The 15,195-nt window shown below is 71.9% G+C and carries 17 protein-coding genes and 2 pseudogenes; 7 read left to right on the top strand and 12 right to left on the bottom strand.

What is annotated here, in order from left to right; translation table 11 throughout:
* Window positions 1-90 precede the first annotated feature (90 nt).
* Complete coding sequence (locus ENC19_RS03050; protein ID WP_164445594.1) at window positions 91-1,272, top strand: acetoin utilization protein AcuC; 1,182 nt, start codon at window positions 91-93, stop codon at window positions 1,270-1,272.
* Window positions 1,273-1,300: 28 nt separating this feature from the next.
* A pseudogene (locus ENC19_RS03045) lies at window positions 1,301-3,849 on the top strand (bifunctional acetate--CoA ligase family protein/GNAT family N-acetyltransferase).
* Window positions 3,850-3,860: 11 nt separating this feature from the next.
* On the opposite strand, the gene ENC19_RS03040 reads toward ENC19_RS03045, so the two are convergent.
* From ENC19_RS03040 to sigB, 4 genes are all read right to left on the bottom strand, one after another.
* Window positions 3,861-4,268 (bottom strand): VOC family protein, encoded by a 408-nt coding sequence (locus ENC19_RS03040; protein WP_164445593.1) that lies wholly within the window; start codon window positions 4,266-4,268, stop codon window positions 3,861-3,863.
* On the bottom strand, window positions 4,265-4,756 hold the full coding sequence (locus ENC19_RS03035) for an SRPBCC family protein (RefSeq protein ID WP_164445592.1): 492 nt from the start codon (window positions 4,754-4,756) through the stop codon (window positions 4,265-4,267). Before ENC19_RS03035 ends, ENC19_RS03040 begins: the two co-directional genes overlap by 4 nt.
* Window positions 4,753-5,106, bottom strand: a complete 354-nt coding sequence (locus ENC19_RS03030; protein ID WP_164445591.1) for an ArsR/SmtB family transcription factor — start codon at window positions 5,104-5,106, stop codon at window positions 4,753-4,755. The genes ENC19_RS03035 and ENC19_RS03030 overlap by 4 nt, the downstream gene beginning before the upstream one ends.
* Window positions 5,107-5,227: 121 nt before the next feature.
* Entirely contained in the window at window positions 5,228-6,238 is a 1,011-nt protein-coding gene (gene sigB, locus ENC19_RS03025; RefSeq protein WP_235944362.1) for an RNA polymerase sigma factor SigB, read from the bottom strand.
* A 254-nt stretch (window positions 6,239-6,492) separates the two neighbouring features.
* On the opposite strand from sigB, the gene ENC19_RS03020 reads away from it, so the two are divergent.
* Entirely contained in the window at window positions 6,493-7,281 is a 789-nt protein-coding gene (locus ENC19_RS03020; RefSeq protein ID WP_164445590.1) for a sporulation protein, read from the top strand.
* Between the two features lie 23 nt (window positions 7,282-7,304).
* Here ENC19_RS03020 and ENC19_RS03015 read toward each other — a convergent pair whose 3' ends face one another.
* The 6 genes and pseudogenes from ENC19_RS03015 to ENC19_RS32005 form a co-directional block, all read right to left on the bottom strand.
* Complete coding sequence (locus tag ENC19_RS03015; RefSeq protein ID WP_208020812.1) at window positions 7,305-7,745, bottom strand: SRPBCC family protein; 441 nt, start codon at window positions 7,743-7,745, stop codon at window positions 7,305-7,307.
* Window positions 7,746-7,834: 89 nt separating this feature from the next.
* Complete coding sequence (locus ENC19_RS03010; RefSeq protein ID WP_164445589.1) at window positions 7,835-8,173, bottom strand: ArsR/SmtB family transcription factor; 339 nt, start codon at window positions 8,171-8,173, stop codon at window positions 7,835-7,837.
* On the bottom strand, window positions 8,170-8,628 hold the full coding sequence (locus ENC19_RS03005; RefSeq protein ID WP_164445977.1) for an SRPBCC family protein: 459 nt from the start codon (window positions 8,626-8,628) through the stop codon (window positions 8,170-8,172). The genes ENC19_RS03010 and ENC19_RS03005 overlap by 4 nt, the downstream gene beginning before the upstream one ends.
* Before the next feature lie 77 nt (window positions 8,629-8,705).
* Window positions 8,706-9,128, bottom strand: coding sequence for a D-aminoacyl-tRNA deacylase (dtd, locus tag ENC19_RS03000; RefSeq protein ID WP_164445588.1), 423 nt, complete (start codon window positions 9,126-9,128; stop codon window positions 8,706-8,708).
* A gap of 52 nt (window positions 9,129-9,180) precedes the next feature.
* The gene (locus tag ENC19_RS02995) at window positions 9,181-10,353 is read right to left on the bottom strand and encodes a DUF7782 domain-containing protein (protein ID WP_456243347.1); all 1,173 of its coding nucleotides are present in this window, start codon (window positions 10,351-10,353) and stop codon (window positions 9,181-9,183) included.
* A gap of 115 nt (window positions 10,354-10,468) precedes the next feature.
* Window positions 10,469-10,573 (bottom strand): annotated as a pseudogene (locus ENC19_RS32005) (hypothetical protein); the annotation flags it as partial.
* 261 nt (window positions 10,574-10,834) lie between these two features.
* Between ENC19_RS32005 and ENC19_RS02990 the strand changes: the two are divergent.
* The 3 genes from ENC19_RS02990 to ENC19_RS02980 all read left to right on the top strand — a co-directional run bounded on the left by ENC19_RS02990 (window position 10,835) and on the right by ENC19_RS02980 (window position 14,031).
* Entirely contained in the window at window positions 10,835-12,055 is a 1,221-nt protein-coding gene (locus tag ENC19_RS02990) for a S8 family peptidase (protein ID WP_164445587.1), read from the top strand.
* Window positions 12,056-12,188: 133 nt separating this feature from the next.
* On the top strand, window positions 12,189-12,770 hold the full coding sequence (locus ENC19_RS02985; RefSeq protein WP_164445586.1) for an HhH-GPD-type base excision DNA repair protein: 582 nt from the start codon (window positions 12,189-12,191) through the stop codon (window positions 12,768-12,770).
* Between the two features lie 34 nt (window positions 12,771-12,804).
* Window positions 12,805-14,031: a low temperature requirement protein A gene (locus tag ENC19_RS02980; RefSeq protein ID WP_164445585.1), complete on the top strand. Its 1,227-nt coding sequence runs from the start codon at window positions 12,805-12,807 to the stop codon at window positions 14,029-14,031.
* A 64-nt stretch (window positions 14,032-14,095) separates the two neighbouring features.
* Here ENC19_RS02980 and ENC19_RS02975 read toward each other — a convergent pair whose 3' ends face one another.
* Together ENC19_RS02975 and ENC19_RS02970 are read right to left on the bottom strand one after the other, a co-directional pair.
* Complete coding sequence (locus tag ENC19_RS02975; protein ID WP_164445584.1) at window positions 14,096-14,407, bottom strand: hypothetical protein; 312 nt, start codon at window positions 14,405-14,407, stop codon at window positions 14,096-14,098.
* Between the two features lie 2 nt (window positions 14,408-14,409).
* The gene (locus ENC19_RS02970) at window positions 14,410-14,709 is read right to left on the bottom strand and encodes a hypothetical protein (protein WP_232511440.1); all 300 of its coding nucleotides are present in this window, start codon (window positions 14,707-14,709) and stop codon (window positions 14,410-14,412) included.
* A 110-nt stretch (window positions 14,710-14,819) separates the two neighbouring features.
* Between ENC19_RS02970 and ENC19_RS02965 the strand changes: the two genes are divergently transcribed.
* Window positions 14,820-15,182, top strand: coding sequence for a DUF3099 domain-containing protein (locus ENC19_RS02965; protein ID WP_164445582.1), 363 nt, complete (start codon window positions 14,820-14,822; stop codon window positions 15,180-15,182).
* The last annotated feature ends 13 nt before the right edge of the window (window positions 15,183-15,195 follow it).

Raw genomic sequence — 15,195 nt, 5'->3', positions numbered from 1 at the left:
GTGGCCGTGTCGCGGGCCCGGCGGCGGCAGGCCCGGGTCGCCGGGCCCGGCCGCCGGGCCGCCGACCGGCCGTCGTGCGACCATGGGCAGATGTCCGACGACACGGTGGTGGTGTGGGACGAGTCGTTGCTCGCCTACGACCTCGGTGACCATCCGCTCGATCCGGTGCGGGTGGAACTGACCATCGCCCTGGCTCGGGAACTGGGCGTGCTGGAACGGGCCGGGGTGCGCCTGGTGCCGCCGACACCGGCCGACGACGCTCTGCTCACCCGGGTGCACGATCCGCGTTACCTGGACGCGGTCCGGATCGCGCCGCGCGATCCGCTCTTCGCCGGGTTCGGTCTGGGCACGTCGGACAATCCCGTCTTCGACGGAATGCACGAGTCCAGCGCGCTGGTCGCGGGGGCGAGCGTGATCGCGGCCGAGGCGGTGTGGCGGGGCACGGCCCGCCGGGCGGTCAACGTCGCTGGCGGCCTGCATCACGCGATGCCGGCCCGAGCGGCCGGATTCTGTGTCTACAACGACCCGGCGGTGGCCATCGCCCGCCTGCTCGACCTGGGTGCCGAGCGCATCGCGTACGTCGACGTGGACGTGCACCACGGCGACGGGGTGCAGCAGATCTTCTGGGACGACCCCCGGGTGCTGACGGTCAGCCTGCACGAGACGCCGCTCGCGCTGTTCCCGGGCACCGGCTTCCCGGACGAGACCGGTGGCCCGAACGCCGCGGGCACCGCGGTCAACATCCCGTTGCCGCCCGGCATCGAGGACGCCGGTTGGCAGCGTGCCTTCCACGCGGTCGTGCCGTCGGTGCTGCGGGCGTTCCGTCCACAACTCCTGTTCACCCAGTGCGGGGCGGACGCCCACCGGGTCGACCCCCTCGCCGACCTGCACCTGTCCGTCGACGGGCAGCGCGCCACCTACCTGGCGTTGCGGGCGCTCGCCGACGAGCTGTGCGACGGGCGTTGGGTGGCCACCGGCGGCGGTGGGTACGCCCTGGTCGAGGTGGTGCCTCGGGCCTGGACGCATCTGCTGGCGGTGGCCACCGGCGCGCCGTTGGATCCGGCGACGTTGACTCCGCCGGCCTGGCGGGAACTGGCCGCCACCCGCCGGCCGGGCTTCGACGTGCCGCTGCGGATGACCGACGACGTCGACCCGGGGTACGAGCCGTGGCAGCCCACCGGGGAACCGAGCGCGGTCGACCGGGCGATCGCGGCGACCCGCAAAGCGGTCTTCCCGCTGCTCGGCCTCGACCCGCACGATCCGCGTGACTGACTGAGCCGGCCGGGGAGGGCCGTCCGAGGTGACCACTGCCGAACACGCCGTGGACGTGCTGCTCAGCGACGGCAGCACGGTCCAGTTGCGGCCGATCGACCCGTCCGACGCGCCCGAGATCGTGGCGATGCACTCCCGCTTCTCCGAACGCACCCGGTACCTGCGCTACTTCTCGCCGTACCCCCGGATCCCGGAGCGGGACCTGCACCGCTTCGTCAACGTCGACCACCGCGACCGGGAGGCGTTCGTGGTGCTGGCCGGCGACCGGATCGTCGCCGTGGGCCGCTACGAACGGCTCGGCCCGGCCGCGCCCGACGCCGAGGTGGCCTTCGTGGTGGAGGACGCCTACCAGGGGCGGGGCATCGGTTCGGTGTTGATGGAGCATCTCGCCGACGCCGCCCGCCGGGCCGGGATCGTCAACTTCGTGGCCGAGGTGCTGCCGGCCAACGGGCAGATGCTGCGGGTGTTCGCCGACTTCGGGTACCAGATCCAGCGCGAGTTCGCCGACGGGGTGGTGCATCTGAGCTTCCCGATCGCGCCCACCGAGGCGACCTTGGAGGTGCAGCGCGGGCGGGAGCACCGCACCGAGGCACGGTCCATCGCACGGCTGCTCGCCCCGCGTGGCGTCGCCGTCTACGGGGCCAGCGCCACCGGTCAGGGAGTCGGTGCGGCGGTGCTCGGACACCTGCGCGACGGCGGGTTCACCGGGTCGGTGGTGCCGGTGCACCCGAGCGCGGCGCGGGTGGCGGGCTGCCCGCGTACCCGTCGGCGGCCGATGCCGGGCTGCCGGTCGACCTGGCGGTGGTGGCGGTGCCCCCGAGGCCGCCGCCGCGGTGGTCGCCGACGCCGCGGCGGCCGGGGCGCACGGACTGGTGGTGATCTCCGCAGGCTTCGCCGAGGCCGGTGTCGAGGGCGCCGCCGCGCAGCGTGCGCTGGTCCGCGCGGCCCACGCGGCGGGCATGCGGGTGATCGGCCCGAACTGCCTGGGGTGGCCAACACCGACCCGGCGGTACGCCTCAACGCCACCCTCGCCCCGTGCCTGCCGGTGCCGGGCCGGGCCGGCATCTTCAGCCAGTCCGGCGCGTTCGGCGTGGCGCTGCTGGCCGAGGCGGACCGGCGCGGGCTCGGCCTGTCCAGCTTCGTCTCGGCCGGCAACCGGGCCGACGTCTCCGGCAACGACCTGTTGCAGTACTGGCAGGACGACGCCGGCACCGACGTGATCATGTTGTACCTGGAGACCTTCGGTAACCCGCGCAAGTTCGCCCGGCTGGCCCGGCGCATCGGCCGGGACAAACCGGTGGTGGCGTTGGCCTCACCGGCCCGCCCGCCGGGGGTGGGTGACGCCACCGGCCCGGACGCCACGGCCGTCAGCGCGCTGTTCGCCCAGTCCGGGGTGATCCGGGTGGACACCGTCGGCGAGCTGCTCGACGTCGGGGTGCTGCTGGCCAACCAGCCGCTGCCGGCCGGCGACCGGGTCGGCGTGGTCGGCAACTCGTCGGCGCTGACCGGGCTCGCGGCCACCGCCTGCGCGGCCCAGGGTCTCACCGTCGCCGACGGTTACCCGCGTGACGTGGGGCCGAGGGCGAGCGCGGCCGAGTTCGCCGAGGCGCTGGCCGGTGCCGCCGCCGACGATTCGGTCGACGCCCTGGTGGCGCTCTTCGCGCCGCCGCTGCCCGGCCAGTTCACCGGTACCGAGGCCGACCTCACCGCGGCCCTGCCCGCGGCGCTGTCCGGCGGCAAGCCGGCGGTGGCGACCTTCCTCGTCGGCCGTGCCCGGCCGGGATGCCCTCGTACCCGAGTGTGGAGGAGGCGGTTCGGGCGCTGGGCGGGTCACCGCGTACGCGCAGTGGCTGCGCCGGCCGACCGGCACCCTGCCGGAGCTGTCCGGGTCGACCGGGGGCGGCGCAGGCGGCGCTGCGGGCGGACGACACCGACGTGGCGGCGCTGCTGGCCGCGTACGGCATCGAGGTGGTCGAGTCGGTGCCGGCCGCCTCGGTCGACGAGGCTGTCGAGGCGGCCACCCGGCTCGGGTTCCCGGTGGCGCTAGGCCCGCGGCGCCGGGGCTGCGGCACCGACTCGACCTCGGTGCGGTCCGCCTCGACCTGTCGGACGCCGCCGCCGTGCGCCGCGCCGGTTCGGAGCTGGCGGCGGCCTTCGGTGCGGAGGTTCTGGTGCAGCCGATGGTGCCGCCCGGGGTGGCCTGTGTGGTGGAGCTGGTCGAGGACCCGGCGTTCGGGCCGGTGGTCGGGTTCGGGCTCGGCGGGGTCGCCACGGAACTGCTCGGCGACCGCGCGTGGCGGGCCGTGCCGTTGACCGACCGGGATGCCGCCGAGCTGGTCGACGCGCCTCGGGCGGCCCCGTTGCTCCGTGGTCATCGGCGCCGCGCCGGTCGATCGCGCCGCCCTGGCCGATCTGCTGCTGCGGGTCGGTCGTCTTGCCGACGACCAGCCCCGGGTCCGGGCGCTGACGTTGAACCCGGTGCTCGCCCGGCCCGACGGTCTGTCGGTGCTGCACGCGAACGTCCGGATCGGCTCGGCCGACGTGCCGCGCCCCGACACCGGCCCCCGCCGGCTGTGAAGGGTGGTGGGTCAGGCTCGGCTGGAGATCTGCTGCACCGCCCAGGCGTTACCGTCGGGGTCGGCGAAGAAGACGAAACCGACGTTGTCCAGCGGGTCCGGCACCGGGCGCGGGTTCTCGCCGAGCACCTGGATCTCGCTCACCTCGACGCCGCGTTCGAGCAGCTCGGCGCGGGCCTTGCCAAGGTCCGGTACGACGAGTTGAAGCCCCTTCAGCGACCCCGGCGGCATCATCGGCACGGCACCCTTGCCGATGACGATCGAGCAGCCGGACCCGGGCGGGGTCAGCTGCACGATGCGGACGTCGTCGCTGATCACCGTGTCGTGGTCGACGGCGAAACCGAGCCGTTCGGCGTAGAAATCCTTGGCCCGGTCCACGTCGGAGACCGGTACGACGACCACTTCCAGCGTCCAGTTCATTGCGGTCCTCCTGTTCCCGTCGCCAGCAGTTCGGCGAGTTGGCTGAAGCTCTCGGAGACCCCGCGGACCATCGGGTACCGCAGGGCGATGTCTCGTCCCTCGGGGGTGGCGTAGCGCAGGGCGGTGGTGACGGTGGTTCGCCCGGCCAGTTCGGTGAAAGTGTGGCTGACCAGGGTCTCGCCGGGGTACGACTGGTCGTCGAAGCGTTCGGTGCAGACGAGGCCGTGCGGCGGGTTGATCGTCCGGTAGACGCCGCGCTGAACCATCCGCTCCCCGTCGGGGCCCTGCGACTCGAAGCGCCACCGCCCGCCCACCCGCAGGTCCACCTCACACCCGACCAACTGCCAGCCGCGTGCGCCGTACCAGCGGACGAGCAGCTCGGGGCGGGTGAAGGCGGCGAACACGAGCTGTGCCGGTGCGTCGAAGACCCGGCTCAGCACGATTTCCCGATCTCCCGGCGTGTCGACCACCAGATGGTCGTCTATCACCGGGCCGTACCGCCGTGCTGTCCTTCCCCGGCCGCGCGCAGCTCGTCGAGCAGGGCGTCGAGACGTTGATAGCGCTCGGCCCAGTGGTCGCGGTACGCGGCGAGCCAGGCGGTGGCCTCCCGCAGCGGCGCGGCTTCGAGGCGGCACGGGCGCCGTTGGGCGTCGCGTCCTCGGCTGACCAGTCCGGCACGTTCCAGCACCCGCAGGTGTTTGGAGACGGCCGGTTGACTCATCGCGAAGGGGGCGGCGAGTTCGGTGACGGTGGCCTCGCCGGTCGCCAACCGGGCGAGGATGGCCCGCCGGGTCGGGTCGGCGAGGGCGGCGAAGGTGGCGTCCAGATCGGTGAGCACGTCATATAACCTTTCGGTTTGATAACCAAGAGGTTTGTATCTGACCGTGTCCCTGCCGTCAAGTGGGAACAGCACATCGGCCCCCGGCGAACCGCCGGGGGCCGATGGCCGAACGCTCAGCTCAGCAGGCGTACGCCTCGAGCCGCTGCGCCCGCTCCGGTGCCCGCAGCTTGAGCAGCGTCACCTTCTCGATCTGCCGGATCCGTTCCCGGGAGAGGCCGAACTCGCGGCCGACCTCGTCCAGGGTGCGCTGCCGGCCGTCGTCGAGGCCGAACCGCAACCGGATCACGGCCTGCTCGCGCTGCGAGAGCGTGGCCAGCACGATGCTCACCTCGTTGCGCAGTTCGCCCTGGGTGGCGGCGTCCCCCGGTCCGGCTGCGGGGTCGACGGCGGCGACGAAGTCACCGAGGGCGCTCTCACCGTCCTCGCCGACAGCCTGGTCCAGACTCACCGGCTCCCGGTCATAGGAGATCAGCTCGATCACCTGGAACTCCGGCACGTCGAGCGCGCGGGCCACCTCGGCGACCGTGGGCTCCCGACCCAGCGACACCGCCAGCTCCCGACGGGCGCGAACCATCCGGTTCACCTGCTCGACCATGTGGACCGGGATGCGGATGGTGCGGGCCTGGTCGGCCATGGCGCGGGTGATGGCCTGTCGGATCCACCAGGTGGCGTAGGTGGAGAACTTGTAGCCCTTGGTGTAGTCGAACTTCTCCACCGCGCGGATCAGGCCGAGGTTGCCTTCCTGGATGAGGTCGAGGAAGGCCATGCCCCGACCGGTGTACCGCTTGGCGATGCTGACCACCAGCCGCAGGTTCGCCTCAAGCAGGTGGTTCTTGGCCGCCCGGCCCTGCCGCGCGACGAGTTCCAGGTCGGCACGCAGCTCCTCGGAGACCGGGGTGCAGGTGCTCAGCTTCTCCTCGGCGAACAGGCCGGCCTCGATCCGCTTCGCCAGGTCCACCTCCTGTACGGCGGTGAGCAGCTTGGTCCGACCGATTCCGTTGAGGTATGCCCGGACCAGGTCGGTGGAGACGCCGCGCTCGTCGGTGGCGTCCAGGTCGGTCAGGGTGTCGACGTCGTGCTCCGCCTCGGTGCCGGCGTGCGTCCGGTGCTCCGTCATCTGCTGGGCCATCTCAGTCTCTCCCCGTGTCCACGTCCGTGCCGTGTCCGCCGGCCAGTCGCGCCGGTGACAAACAGCTTGGCGGTCGGGGCGTAAAACGGGAGTGAGGCGATCGGGGAACCGACAGTCTCTGAGTCGGCACTCGGCGACACGGCGGTTCGGCGGTTCGGCCGACCGGGCTTGTCGGCGCCGGTTACCGTGCCAGCGGTCGGCCGTCGGGCCGGCGTACCGGCCCGGATGCGGGCGATCGAGCGACGGAGGCAATCGTGGTGTTCAAACGGCTCATGCAGGCGATGGGAGTCGGTGGTCCGTCGGTGGAGACGGTGCTGTCGAATCCGAACTGCCGGCCGGGCGGCCACCTGGAGGGCAGCATCGCGGTCACCGGCGGCGACCACGGGGTCGACGTGTCCTATGTGGCCCTGGGGCTGCTCACCCGGGTGGAGGTGGAGAGCGGGGACAACGAGTACACCACCAACCAGGAGTTCCAGCGCCAGCAGGTCACCGGCCCGTTCCGGCTGGAGGCGGGGCAGCGATACGACGTCCCGTTCCGGTTCGAGGTGCCGTGGGAGACCCCGCTCACCGAGCTGTACGGGCAGCACCTGCACGGCATGACGATGGGTCTGCGTACCGAACTGGAGGTGGCCCGCGCGGTCGACAAGGGTGACCTGGACGCGGTGGCGGTGCACCCGCTGCCGGCCCAGGAGCGACTGCTGGAGGCGCTGCTACGGCTCGGTTTCCGGTTCTCCCGTGCCGACGTGGAACGCGGGCACATCTACGGCGTACACCAGACGTTGCCGTTCTACCAGGAGATCGAGTTCTACCCACCGCCGCAGTACGCGGGCGCGATGAAGCAGCTGGAGGTCACCTTCGTCACCGATCCTCGGCAGGTGCAGGTGGTGTTGGAGCTGGACAAGCGGGGCGGACTGTTCACCGAGGGCCGCGACGTCTTCGGTCGCTTCGCCGTCGAGCACGCCTCGGCGGCCAACACCGACCTTGCCGCCCAGCTCGACGGCTGGCTGCGTCAGTCGCTGCAACGCCGCGGCCTCTTCGGCTGAACTCCGCGAACCCGCGCCGTACCTCAGTGCCAGTTACTGATCTGCACGTCGTGCGGCGCGGGCTCGCCCTTACCGGTCTCGACCAGCCGCTTGAGACTCATCAGGTAGATCGCCCACTTGGTGCTGCAGTGGTACATGAACTCCACCGGCTCGCGCCAACCCTCGTGCCGGAACAGCACGATCGTGAAGTCGCCCTCCCGCTTCAGCTCGAAGCGGACCCGGGTGCCGATCCACTCCTCGGGACCGTCGACGACCTCCCAGAGCACCAGCTCGGCCGGCCGAGTCTCCAGGACCTTCATGTCGAAGCCGCCGGGAATGAAGCGGAACCGGAGCACCCCGCCGACGTCGCCGTCGCCGCCCGTGTCCTCGGTCCACCAGTTCGCGAGCCCGTCGACGGTGGTCAGGGCCGTGTAGACGTCCTCGGCAGCCGACGTGACGCCGACCCGGTGCAGGATGTCCAGCATCTCGATACCTCGTTTCTGGGTGATGACGCCCATCCATGGGCAGGATGGATCGCGCCGCCACGGACGTGGCGGCGATCGGGTGGGTGGATTCAGCTCTGCTGGCCGCGCTGGATCGCCTCGGCGATCCGCTTGATCCGTCGCAACCGCGCGTCCCAGGTAGCGCCGACCGATGACAGTTGCGCGACCGCACGGGCGAGTTGTGTCTCGTCGACCTCGTAGCGGCGTTCGCGGCCGGACGGCGTGCCGTGGACCAGCCCGACCCGGCCGAGTACGCCGAGGTGTTTGGCGACCGCCTGCCGGGTGACCGGCAACTGCTCACTCAGCGTGGTCGCCGTGCCGCCGCCGTCGGTCAGCAGCAGGTCGAGCATCCGCCGCCGGGTCGGATCCCCGACGGCGGACCAGAGGTCGTCGTCGACGCCGACGCTCATCGAGCCGACACCAGGCGCGCCACGTAATCGACGAGGCGGGGCAGGAAGTGGTCCCAGCCGGTGACGTGGTCGCGGTAGTGCTCCTCGAGCACGGCCGCCTGCCAGCCCCGCTCCCGGAACCCGGTCTCGGTGAGTCGCAGCAGCGTCCCGGCGCCCGACGGGACCAGGTCGAAGGTCACCAGGAGCGAGTTGGTCGGCGTCGCGACGGCGAGATCGTCGTACACCCACCGGAACGAGAAGCGCCGGGGCGGGTCGGCCGCCACCACGGTCAGTGGCACGACCTGGGTGTTCGGCGTGTCGCCGAAGGTGATCGTCCCGGTCGCGCCGGGGACCGGTTCGAGGTCCGCGTCGTCCGGCCACCATTGCCGCAGGTGTTCGGGCGCGGTGACGACCTCGTAGACCACTTCGGGCGTGGCGTCGATGTGGATCTCGCGTTCGATGCTGCCGTACTCCATCCGCTCCTCCATACCTGCAACCTGTGGTTGCGTATGACTCTAGGGGGTGTCGGTGGAACGCGCAACAAAAAGTTGCGCTACAGGTCGAGGAGGATGGTGCGGGGGCCGACGTTGACGCTCTCCACCAGCATGTGCGCGCGGAAGCGGCCGGTCTCGACCGTCGCACCACGCTCGCGCAGCGCCCGGATCGTCTCCTCGACGAGCGGTTCCGCCACCTCGGCCGGGGCCGCCGCGGTCCAGCTCGGGCGGCGGCCCTTGCGGGCGTCGCCGTAGAGGGTGAACTGGCTGACCACGAGGATCGGCGCGCCGATGTCCGCCGCCGACCGCTCGTCGTCCAGGATGCGCAGCTCGTGCACCTTGCGGGCCATCGTCCGAGCGATCTCGGCCGTGTCGCTGTGGGTGACTCCGAGCAGCACCAGCAACCCGTCGTCGACCGCGCCGACCACCTCGCCGTCGACGGTCACGCTGGCCCGGCCGACGGTCTGCACTACGGCCCGCATCAGGCGGCCACCGGCGCGCGACCGCTTGCCGAGCGTGCAGGCATCGGGCGGCTCACGGCTGCACCGGCGCGATGAAGCCGCGCTCCACCAGGTGCGCCACGATCGGCCCGGCCGCCTCGGCCAGTTCGTCGACGGCCACGTCGTGGGCGACGGCAAGTAGCGCGAGCTGGTCACGCAGCGGCAACCGCCCGTCGGCCCCGCCCACCAGGGCCAGCACCAGTGGGTCGATCTCCTCGGTCCAGCGCAGTCCGTCGGGCAGGGCGAGGACCTGCCGGTCCACCCCCCAACCGTCGGTGCCCATCGTCGCCTCCTGGCGCAGTTGGAGCCCGTCGGCGGCGCGATACCGCGCGGTCAGCAGCCCGTCGGTCTCGCGTCCGTGCAGCCAGTCCTGCCGGTCGAACCAGTCGGCGATCCGGTCGCCCATCGGTGGCTGTACCCGCTGGCGCAGGTCCTCCACCCGCAGCACCGGGTCGTCGCGGTCGCCGCGACGCAGCGAGACGATGCCGAAGCCGATCGCCTCCACCTTGTGCGCGTCGAACCAGTCGAGCCAGTCGGCCATCCGCTGCGGGTCGGTGGCCTCCCCGACATCGGTCAGCCACAGGTTCACGTACGCCATCGGGTCGGCGACCTCGCGCTGGATGACCCAGGCGTCCAGGCCGGTACCGGCGAACCAGCCGGCGACCCGCTCGCCCCAGTCCTCGCCGGTCACGTGCACCCAGTTGGCGAGGTACTGCATGGTGCCGCCCTCGGTGAGCAGGCCGGGGGCGGCGGCGGCCAGCTCCGCGCCGATGGCGTCGCCGACCCGGCCGGAGTCGCGGTAGACGTGGGTGGTGGTGCCCGGCCCGACCACGAACGGCGGGTTGCTCACCACGAGGTCGAACCGCCGGCCGGCGACCGGGGCCACCAGGTCACCGTGCAGCAACTCCCATTCCTGACCGTTGAGGGCGGCGGTGGTGGCGGCGAAGCGCAGCGCCCGCCGGGACACGTCGGTGGCGGTGACCCGCCGGGCGTGGGTGCCCAGGTGCAGTGCCTGCACGCCCGAGCCGGTACCCAGGTCCAGCGCGCTGTCCACCGGCCGTCGGACGGCTGCCCCGATCATCGTCTGGGTCGCGCCGCCGATGCCGAGCACGTGTTCGGCGTGCAGCGGGCGGCCCGGGCGGGCGCTGGCCGGCACGTCCGCGGAGACCCACCAGTCGTCGCCGTACGGCTCCAGGTCCAGTCCCATCCGCAGCCCGTCGCCGTGCCGTTCGACGATCCCGGCGTCGAGCGCGTCGGTGAGCGGCAGCGGCCAGCGCGGCCGCCACCGCCGCCTCCAGTTCGGTCTGCTCGCAGATGAACACCCGGATCAGGGTGGCCAGGGGATCCCGGTCGGCGGTGGCGCTGCCCGGCCCGGAAGTCGTTGCGGGCGACCCGCCGGTCGCCTGCGGGCCGAACCGCGCGGCGATGCCGTTCTGGTGAAGCCCGCCGGGTCAGCGCGGTCCGCAGCGCTTCGATGCCGGCGGGGGAGAGCAGCATGTCATGTCCGTCCACACCGTCATCCTGCCTGGTGGCGTCGGGTCCGGAGAGCACCGCCCGTGACATCCGAAGTTAAATCTACCGACATCTATGTCATATCTGTCGATCTAACGCTAGCATTCCCTCCAACTCAGTCCAGGGTGCGGACCGCCCGGCCAGAAGCCCGGTCGGCCGCCCAGGTAAGGAGCACGATGTCCTCAGGGTCCACCGCGCGACGGCAGCTCATCCGGGCGCTCGCCGTCGTCGCCACCGCGGCAGCCGTCTCGGCGGCCGGCACCACCGCGGCGGTCGCCGCGCCCACCGGCGAGATCCGTGGCGCCGGTGCGTCGAACGCGGTCAGCGGCAGCTACCTGGTCGTCCTGCGCACCGACGCCGTCGGTGCCGCCGGTTCGTCGACGGCTCGCTCCGCCGTTCCGGATCGGGCCAGCGCCCTGGTCAAGCGGTACGGGGGCAGTGTCTCCGACACCTACAGCGCCGCGCTCACCGGTTTCGCGGCGAAGATGACCGCCGCCCAGGCGGCCCGGCTCGCCGCCAACCCGGCGGTTGCCTACGTGGAGCAGGACCAGGTGGTCACGATCCAGGCGACCCAGACCAACGCGACCTGGGGTCTGGACCGCATCGACCAGCGCAACCGGCCGCTGAGCACCACCTACACCTACCCGAACACCGCCTCGAACGTGCGGGCGTACATCATCGACACCGGAATCCGGACCTCCCACAGCCAGTTCGGCGGCCGGGCCACCTGGGGCACCAACACCGTGGACAGCAACAACACCGACTGCAACGGCCACGGCACCCACGTCGCCGGCACGGTCGGCGGTTCGACCCACGGTGTGGCCAAGGGGGTCCGCCTGGTCGCGGTGAAGGTGCTCAACTGCTCCGGCGGCGGCACCACCACCAGCGTGGTCAACGGGGTGAACTGGGTGACCGCCAACGCGGTGAAGCCGGCCGTGGCGAACATGAGCCTGGGTGGCGGCGCCAGCACCTCCATCGACAACGCGGTGCGCAACTCGATCGCCTCCGGCGTCAGCTACGCGGTCGCGGCGGGCAACTCGAACGCCAACGCCTGCAACTACTCGCCGGCCCGGACCTCGACCGCGATCACCGTCGGCTCGACCACCAGCACCGACGCCCGGTCCTCCTTCTCCAACTACGGCTCCTGCGTGCACATCTTCGCGCCGGGTTCGAGCATCACGTCGGCCTGGCACACCAGCAACAGCGCTACCAACACCATCAGCGGCACCTCGATGGCCTCGCCGCACGTGGCCGGTGCCGCCGCGCTCGTGCTCGGCGCCAACCCGTCCTACTCGCCGGCCCAGGTCAAGAGCTACCTGGTCAACAACGCCACCACGGGCGTGGTGACCAGCCCGGGCAGCGGCTCGCCGAACCGCCTGCTGTTCGTGGTCAACTGACCCTCACCGGCACAACCGGCCCGGCGGACGGTGCGAAACCGATCCGCCGGGCCGCGTCACGTCGTGCCCCGACCGGTCGGTCCGAGGTGGGTGTCGGCGCCCGTCCCGACCGGCGTACGGGCAGGATGAGGGCATGACGCTCGCGCTGCCCATCGACCCGCAGGCGAACCAGCTGCTGGCCCGCGACCCGCTGGCCCTGCTCGTCGGCATGGTGCTCGACCAGCAGGTCTCGATGGAGAAGGCCTTCTCCTCGCCGTACGTGCTGGCCCAGCGGCTCGGCCACGACCTGGACGCCCGGGAGCTGGCCGACTTCGATCCGGAGGCCCTGGTGGCCATCTTCGCCCAGCCACCCGCGCTGCACCGCTTTCCCAAGGCGATGGCGGCCCGGGTACAGCAGGTGTGCCGGGTGCTGGTCGAGCGCTACGACGGCGATGCGGCCCGGCTCTGGGCGGACCCGGCCGACGGCCGCGAGCTGCTCGGGCGGATCACCGCCCTGCCCGGATTCGGTCGGCAGAAGGCTCAGATCTTCCTCGCCCTGCTCGGCAAGCGGTTCGGGGTGCGACCGCCGGGCTGGCGGGAGGCTGCGGGTCACTACGGCGATCCCGAGGCCCACCGGTCCGTCGCCGATGTGACCGATGCCGAGTCACTGCGCCTGGTTCGGGAGTACAAACAGCAGATGAAGGCGGCGGCGAAGGCGAACGCACTCGGGGACTGACCGGGCCGCCTCCGACGACGGCGGGGGGCGGTCGATGGCGCAGCGGGGCGGCGCGCTGCTGCGTGGTGGGCACGGCATGTCGCGGGCCACCTTCCTGGAACTCTTCCTCGACCTGGCCTTCGTCTTCGCCTTCACCCGGGTCTCGGTCCGCTTCATCGACGAGGTCGAGCACGGGCTGACCGTGTTGGGCTTCCTGGAGACCCTGATCCTCTTCCTCGCCCTGTGGCATGTCTGGACATTGATCAACTGGGTCACCAGCCGGTACGAGCCGGACGCCCTGACGATCCAGCTCGTCGTGGTCGGGACGATGTTCGGCAGCCTGGTGATGGCCGTCACCGTGCCCCGGGGGTTCGAGGAGCGGGCGTTGCCGTTCGTGGTGGCCTACCTGGTGACGGTGATCGCGCGACCGCTGATCATCGCCGCCGTGCTGGGTCGGCACCCGCGCCGTACCGTGCCGTGGCGGCTGGCCGCCTGGGCGGCGCTGTCCGGTGCGTTCTGGCTGGCCGGCGCGCTCGGGCACGCCGACCTGCGATTCGGGCTGTGGGCGCTGGCCATCACCATCGACCTGACCGGATACCTGCTGGGTTGGCCGGTGCCCGGGCTGGGGCGGGCGCCGGTCTCGGCCTGGCGGATCGCCGGGGAGCACATCGCGGAGCGCTACCAGCAGATCTTCCTCATCGCGCTGGGCGAGACGATCCTGGTCATCGGGATCACCTACAGCGGCGAGGGGTTCGGCCAGCTCGCGGCGGCGGCCTTCACGGTCGCCTTCCTCACCACCGCGCTGCTCTGGCGGATCTACTTCCATCGGGCCGGTCACCTGCTCGTCGAGGCGCTGCGGCTGGCCCGGTCGCCCGGTCGGCTCGGTGCCTCCGCCTCCACCACGCACCTGGTCATGGTGCTCGGCGTGCTGCTCACCGGGGTGGGCTACGAGTTGGTCATCGTGAAACCGTTCGACCGGGTCGAGCCGGCCTGGCTGATCTTCATCGTCGGCGGGCCGGTCCTGTTCCTGCTGGGGCGGACCCGTTTCGAGTACGAGATCTTCGCCCGGGTCTCCCGCCGACGGGTGCTGATGACGCTCGTGCTGGTCGGGTCCGCTCCGCTGCTCCTGCTCGGCACGCCGATGCTGGCGCTGTCCGTGGTTGCCGGTGGGCTGGCCGTGGTGGCCGTCGTGGACGGGTTGCGGGCTCGTGATCAGCCGATGGAGTCGTCGGCCTCCCCGCTGGACCGCCCGGATCCGGGTGATGCCAACTTCCCGACCTGACGTGCGCGCCACGGCCCCGCCGCGTGGGCCCGGCGCGGGTCGCCGGGCACGGATGACGATTCCGTCAGGCGGCGCTCGGGTGGGCCAGCGAGGCGATGGCCCGCCGGACGTCGGCCAGCGAGACGGTCGCCGAGTCGTCCAGGTCGGCCAGGCCCGCCTCGATCCACTGCCGCATCAGCGTCGTCACGCCGATGCCCCGGGCGTCGGCGGCGGCCCGGACCCGTTCGTACGTCTCCAGCGGCAGCCGGACCGACCGGCTGATCATCGGAGTCTCGGTGTCGGGGGTGGGCAGTCCCACCGCCTGGCTCTCGTCGATCAGATCGGCGATCCGGTCGCCGCCGCCGTGGAACTGCTTGATCGCGTCGTGACGGTTCATCGTCACCGCCTCCTCGTCTCCGGAGAATTCCGCACGGCCTCGTCGTAGCGTTTTGCCTCGACGTCGCTCAACTCGCGGGCGGAGAGGACGTCCCAGTCGTTGTCGGCGCCGTCGGTCTCGGCCAGCAGCACGGCCACCCGGCGTCCGCGGGCGGTGGGGGCGTAGACCACCATCACGTCGTCGCCGAGGTGGCGGATCACCCGCCGGCCGCTGTGCAGCGCCTCCCAGACTTCCCCCGGCGTGACGTCGTAGACCCGCAGATTGGCCAGCGCCTCGTCAGTGAAGCTGAACCTGCTGCCCACGCGGCGAGCGTACCACGGGCGTAACACGAATTTCGGGCGCGACGATCCTCGTCGCTCGCCCGGTCCGAGTGACAGGATGGAGTGCGACCCCTCCAGAGGAGGTACCACGGGTGAAGCGCCAGGCGTACCAGCCGATTCTCATCACCGACGCCGCCCGCAGCCAGGATGATCAACTGACCAGCCGGCAGCGGCGTTACGTCGTGATGATGGGTGTCCGCGTCGCCTGTGTGATCGTCGGCGCGATCCTGGTCGGGGTGCGGGCACCACTGCTCTGGCTCTGGCTGCCGCTGGTCGCGCTGGGCATGGTGCTCATCCCGTGGCTCGCGGTACTGCTGGCCAACGACCGGCCGCCCAAGGAGCGCCACCGCCTCGCCAACCGCTTCTCGTCGCGGTCGGCCACCGAGGCGGCGCCGCCCCCGATGAGCCTCGCCGCCGAGGAGCGGCCGCACAAGGTGATCGACGCCGAGCCCTGACCCGCCCGGCGTG

The organism is Verrucosispora sioxanthis (genome assembly GCF_010560025.1).
GTDB classification, from domain to species: Bacteria; Actinomycetota; Actinomycetes; order Mycobacteriales; family Micromonosporaceae; genus Micromonospora; species Micromonospora palythoicola.
Note: the sequence above shows the minus strand (reverse complement) of the source record. Positions and strands in the feature narration are given on the sequence as shown.

What these genes read in the sequence shown, in the direction of transcription:
- ENC19_RS02985 (WP_164445586.1), top strand. Translation starts at nt 12,189, where the DNA reads ATGACGCTCGCGCTGCCCATCGACCCGCAGGCGAACCAGCTGCTGGCC.
- ENC19_RS02980 (WP_164445585.1), top strand. Translation starts at nt 12,805, where the DNA reads ATGGCGCAGCGGGGCGGCGCGCTGCTGCGTGGTGGGCACGGCATGTCG.
- ENC19_RS03040 (WP_164445593.1), bottom strand. Translation starts at nt 4,268, where the DNA reads ATGAACTGGACGCTGGAAGTGGTCGTCGTACCGGTCTCCGACGTGGAC.
- ENC19_RS02995 (WP_456243347.1), bottom strand. Translation starts at nt 10,353, where the DNA reads ATGGGACTGGACCTGGAGCCGTACGGCGACGACTGGTGGGTCTCCGCG.
- ENC19_RS02975 (WP_164445584.1), bottom strand. Translation starts at nt 14,407, where the DNA reads ATGAACCGTCACGACGCGATCAAGCAGTTCCACGGCGGCGGCGACCGG.
- ENC19_RS03010 (WP_164445589.1), bottom strand. Translation starts at nt 8,173, where the DNA reads ATGAGCGTCGGCGTCGACGACGACCTCTGGTCCGCCGTCGGGGATCCG.
- ENC19_RS03015 (WP_208020812.1), bottom strand. Translation starts at nt 7,745, where the DNA reads ATGCTGGACATCCTGCACCGGGTCGGCGTCACGTCGGCTGCCGAGGAC.
- ENC19_RS03050 (WP_164445594.1), top strand. Translation starts at nt 91, where the DNA reads ATGTCCGACGACACGGTGGTGGTGTGGGACGAGTCGTTGCTCGCCTAC.
- ENC19_RS03005 (WP_164445977.1), bottom strand. Translation starts at nt 8,628, where the DNA reads ATGGAGTACGGCAGCATCGAACGCGAGATCCACATCGACGCCACGCCC.
- sigB (WP_235944362.1), bottom strand. Translation starts at nt 6,238, where the DNA reads ATGGCCCAGCAGATGACGGAGCACCGGACGCACGCCGGCACCGAGGCG.
- dtd (WP_164445588.1), bottom strand. Translation starts at nt 9,128, where the DNA reads ATGCGGGCCGTAGTGCAGACCGTCGGCCGGGCCAGCGTGACCGTCGAC.
- ENC19_RS02990 (WP_164445587.1), top strand. Translation starts at nt 10,835, where the DNA reads ATGTCCTCAGGGTCCACCGCGCGACGGCAGCTCATCCGGGCGCTCGCC.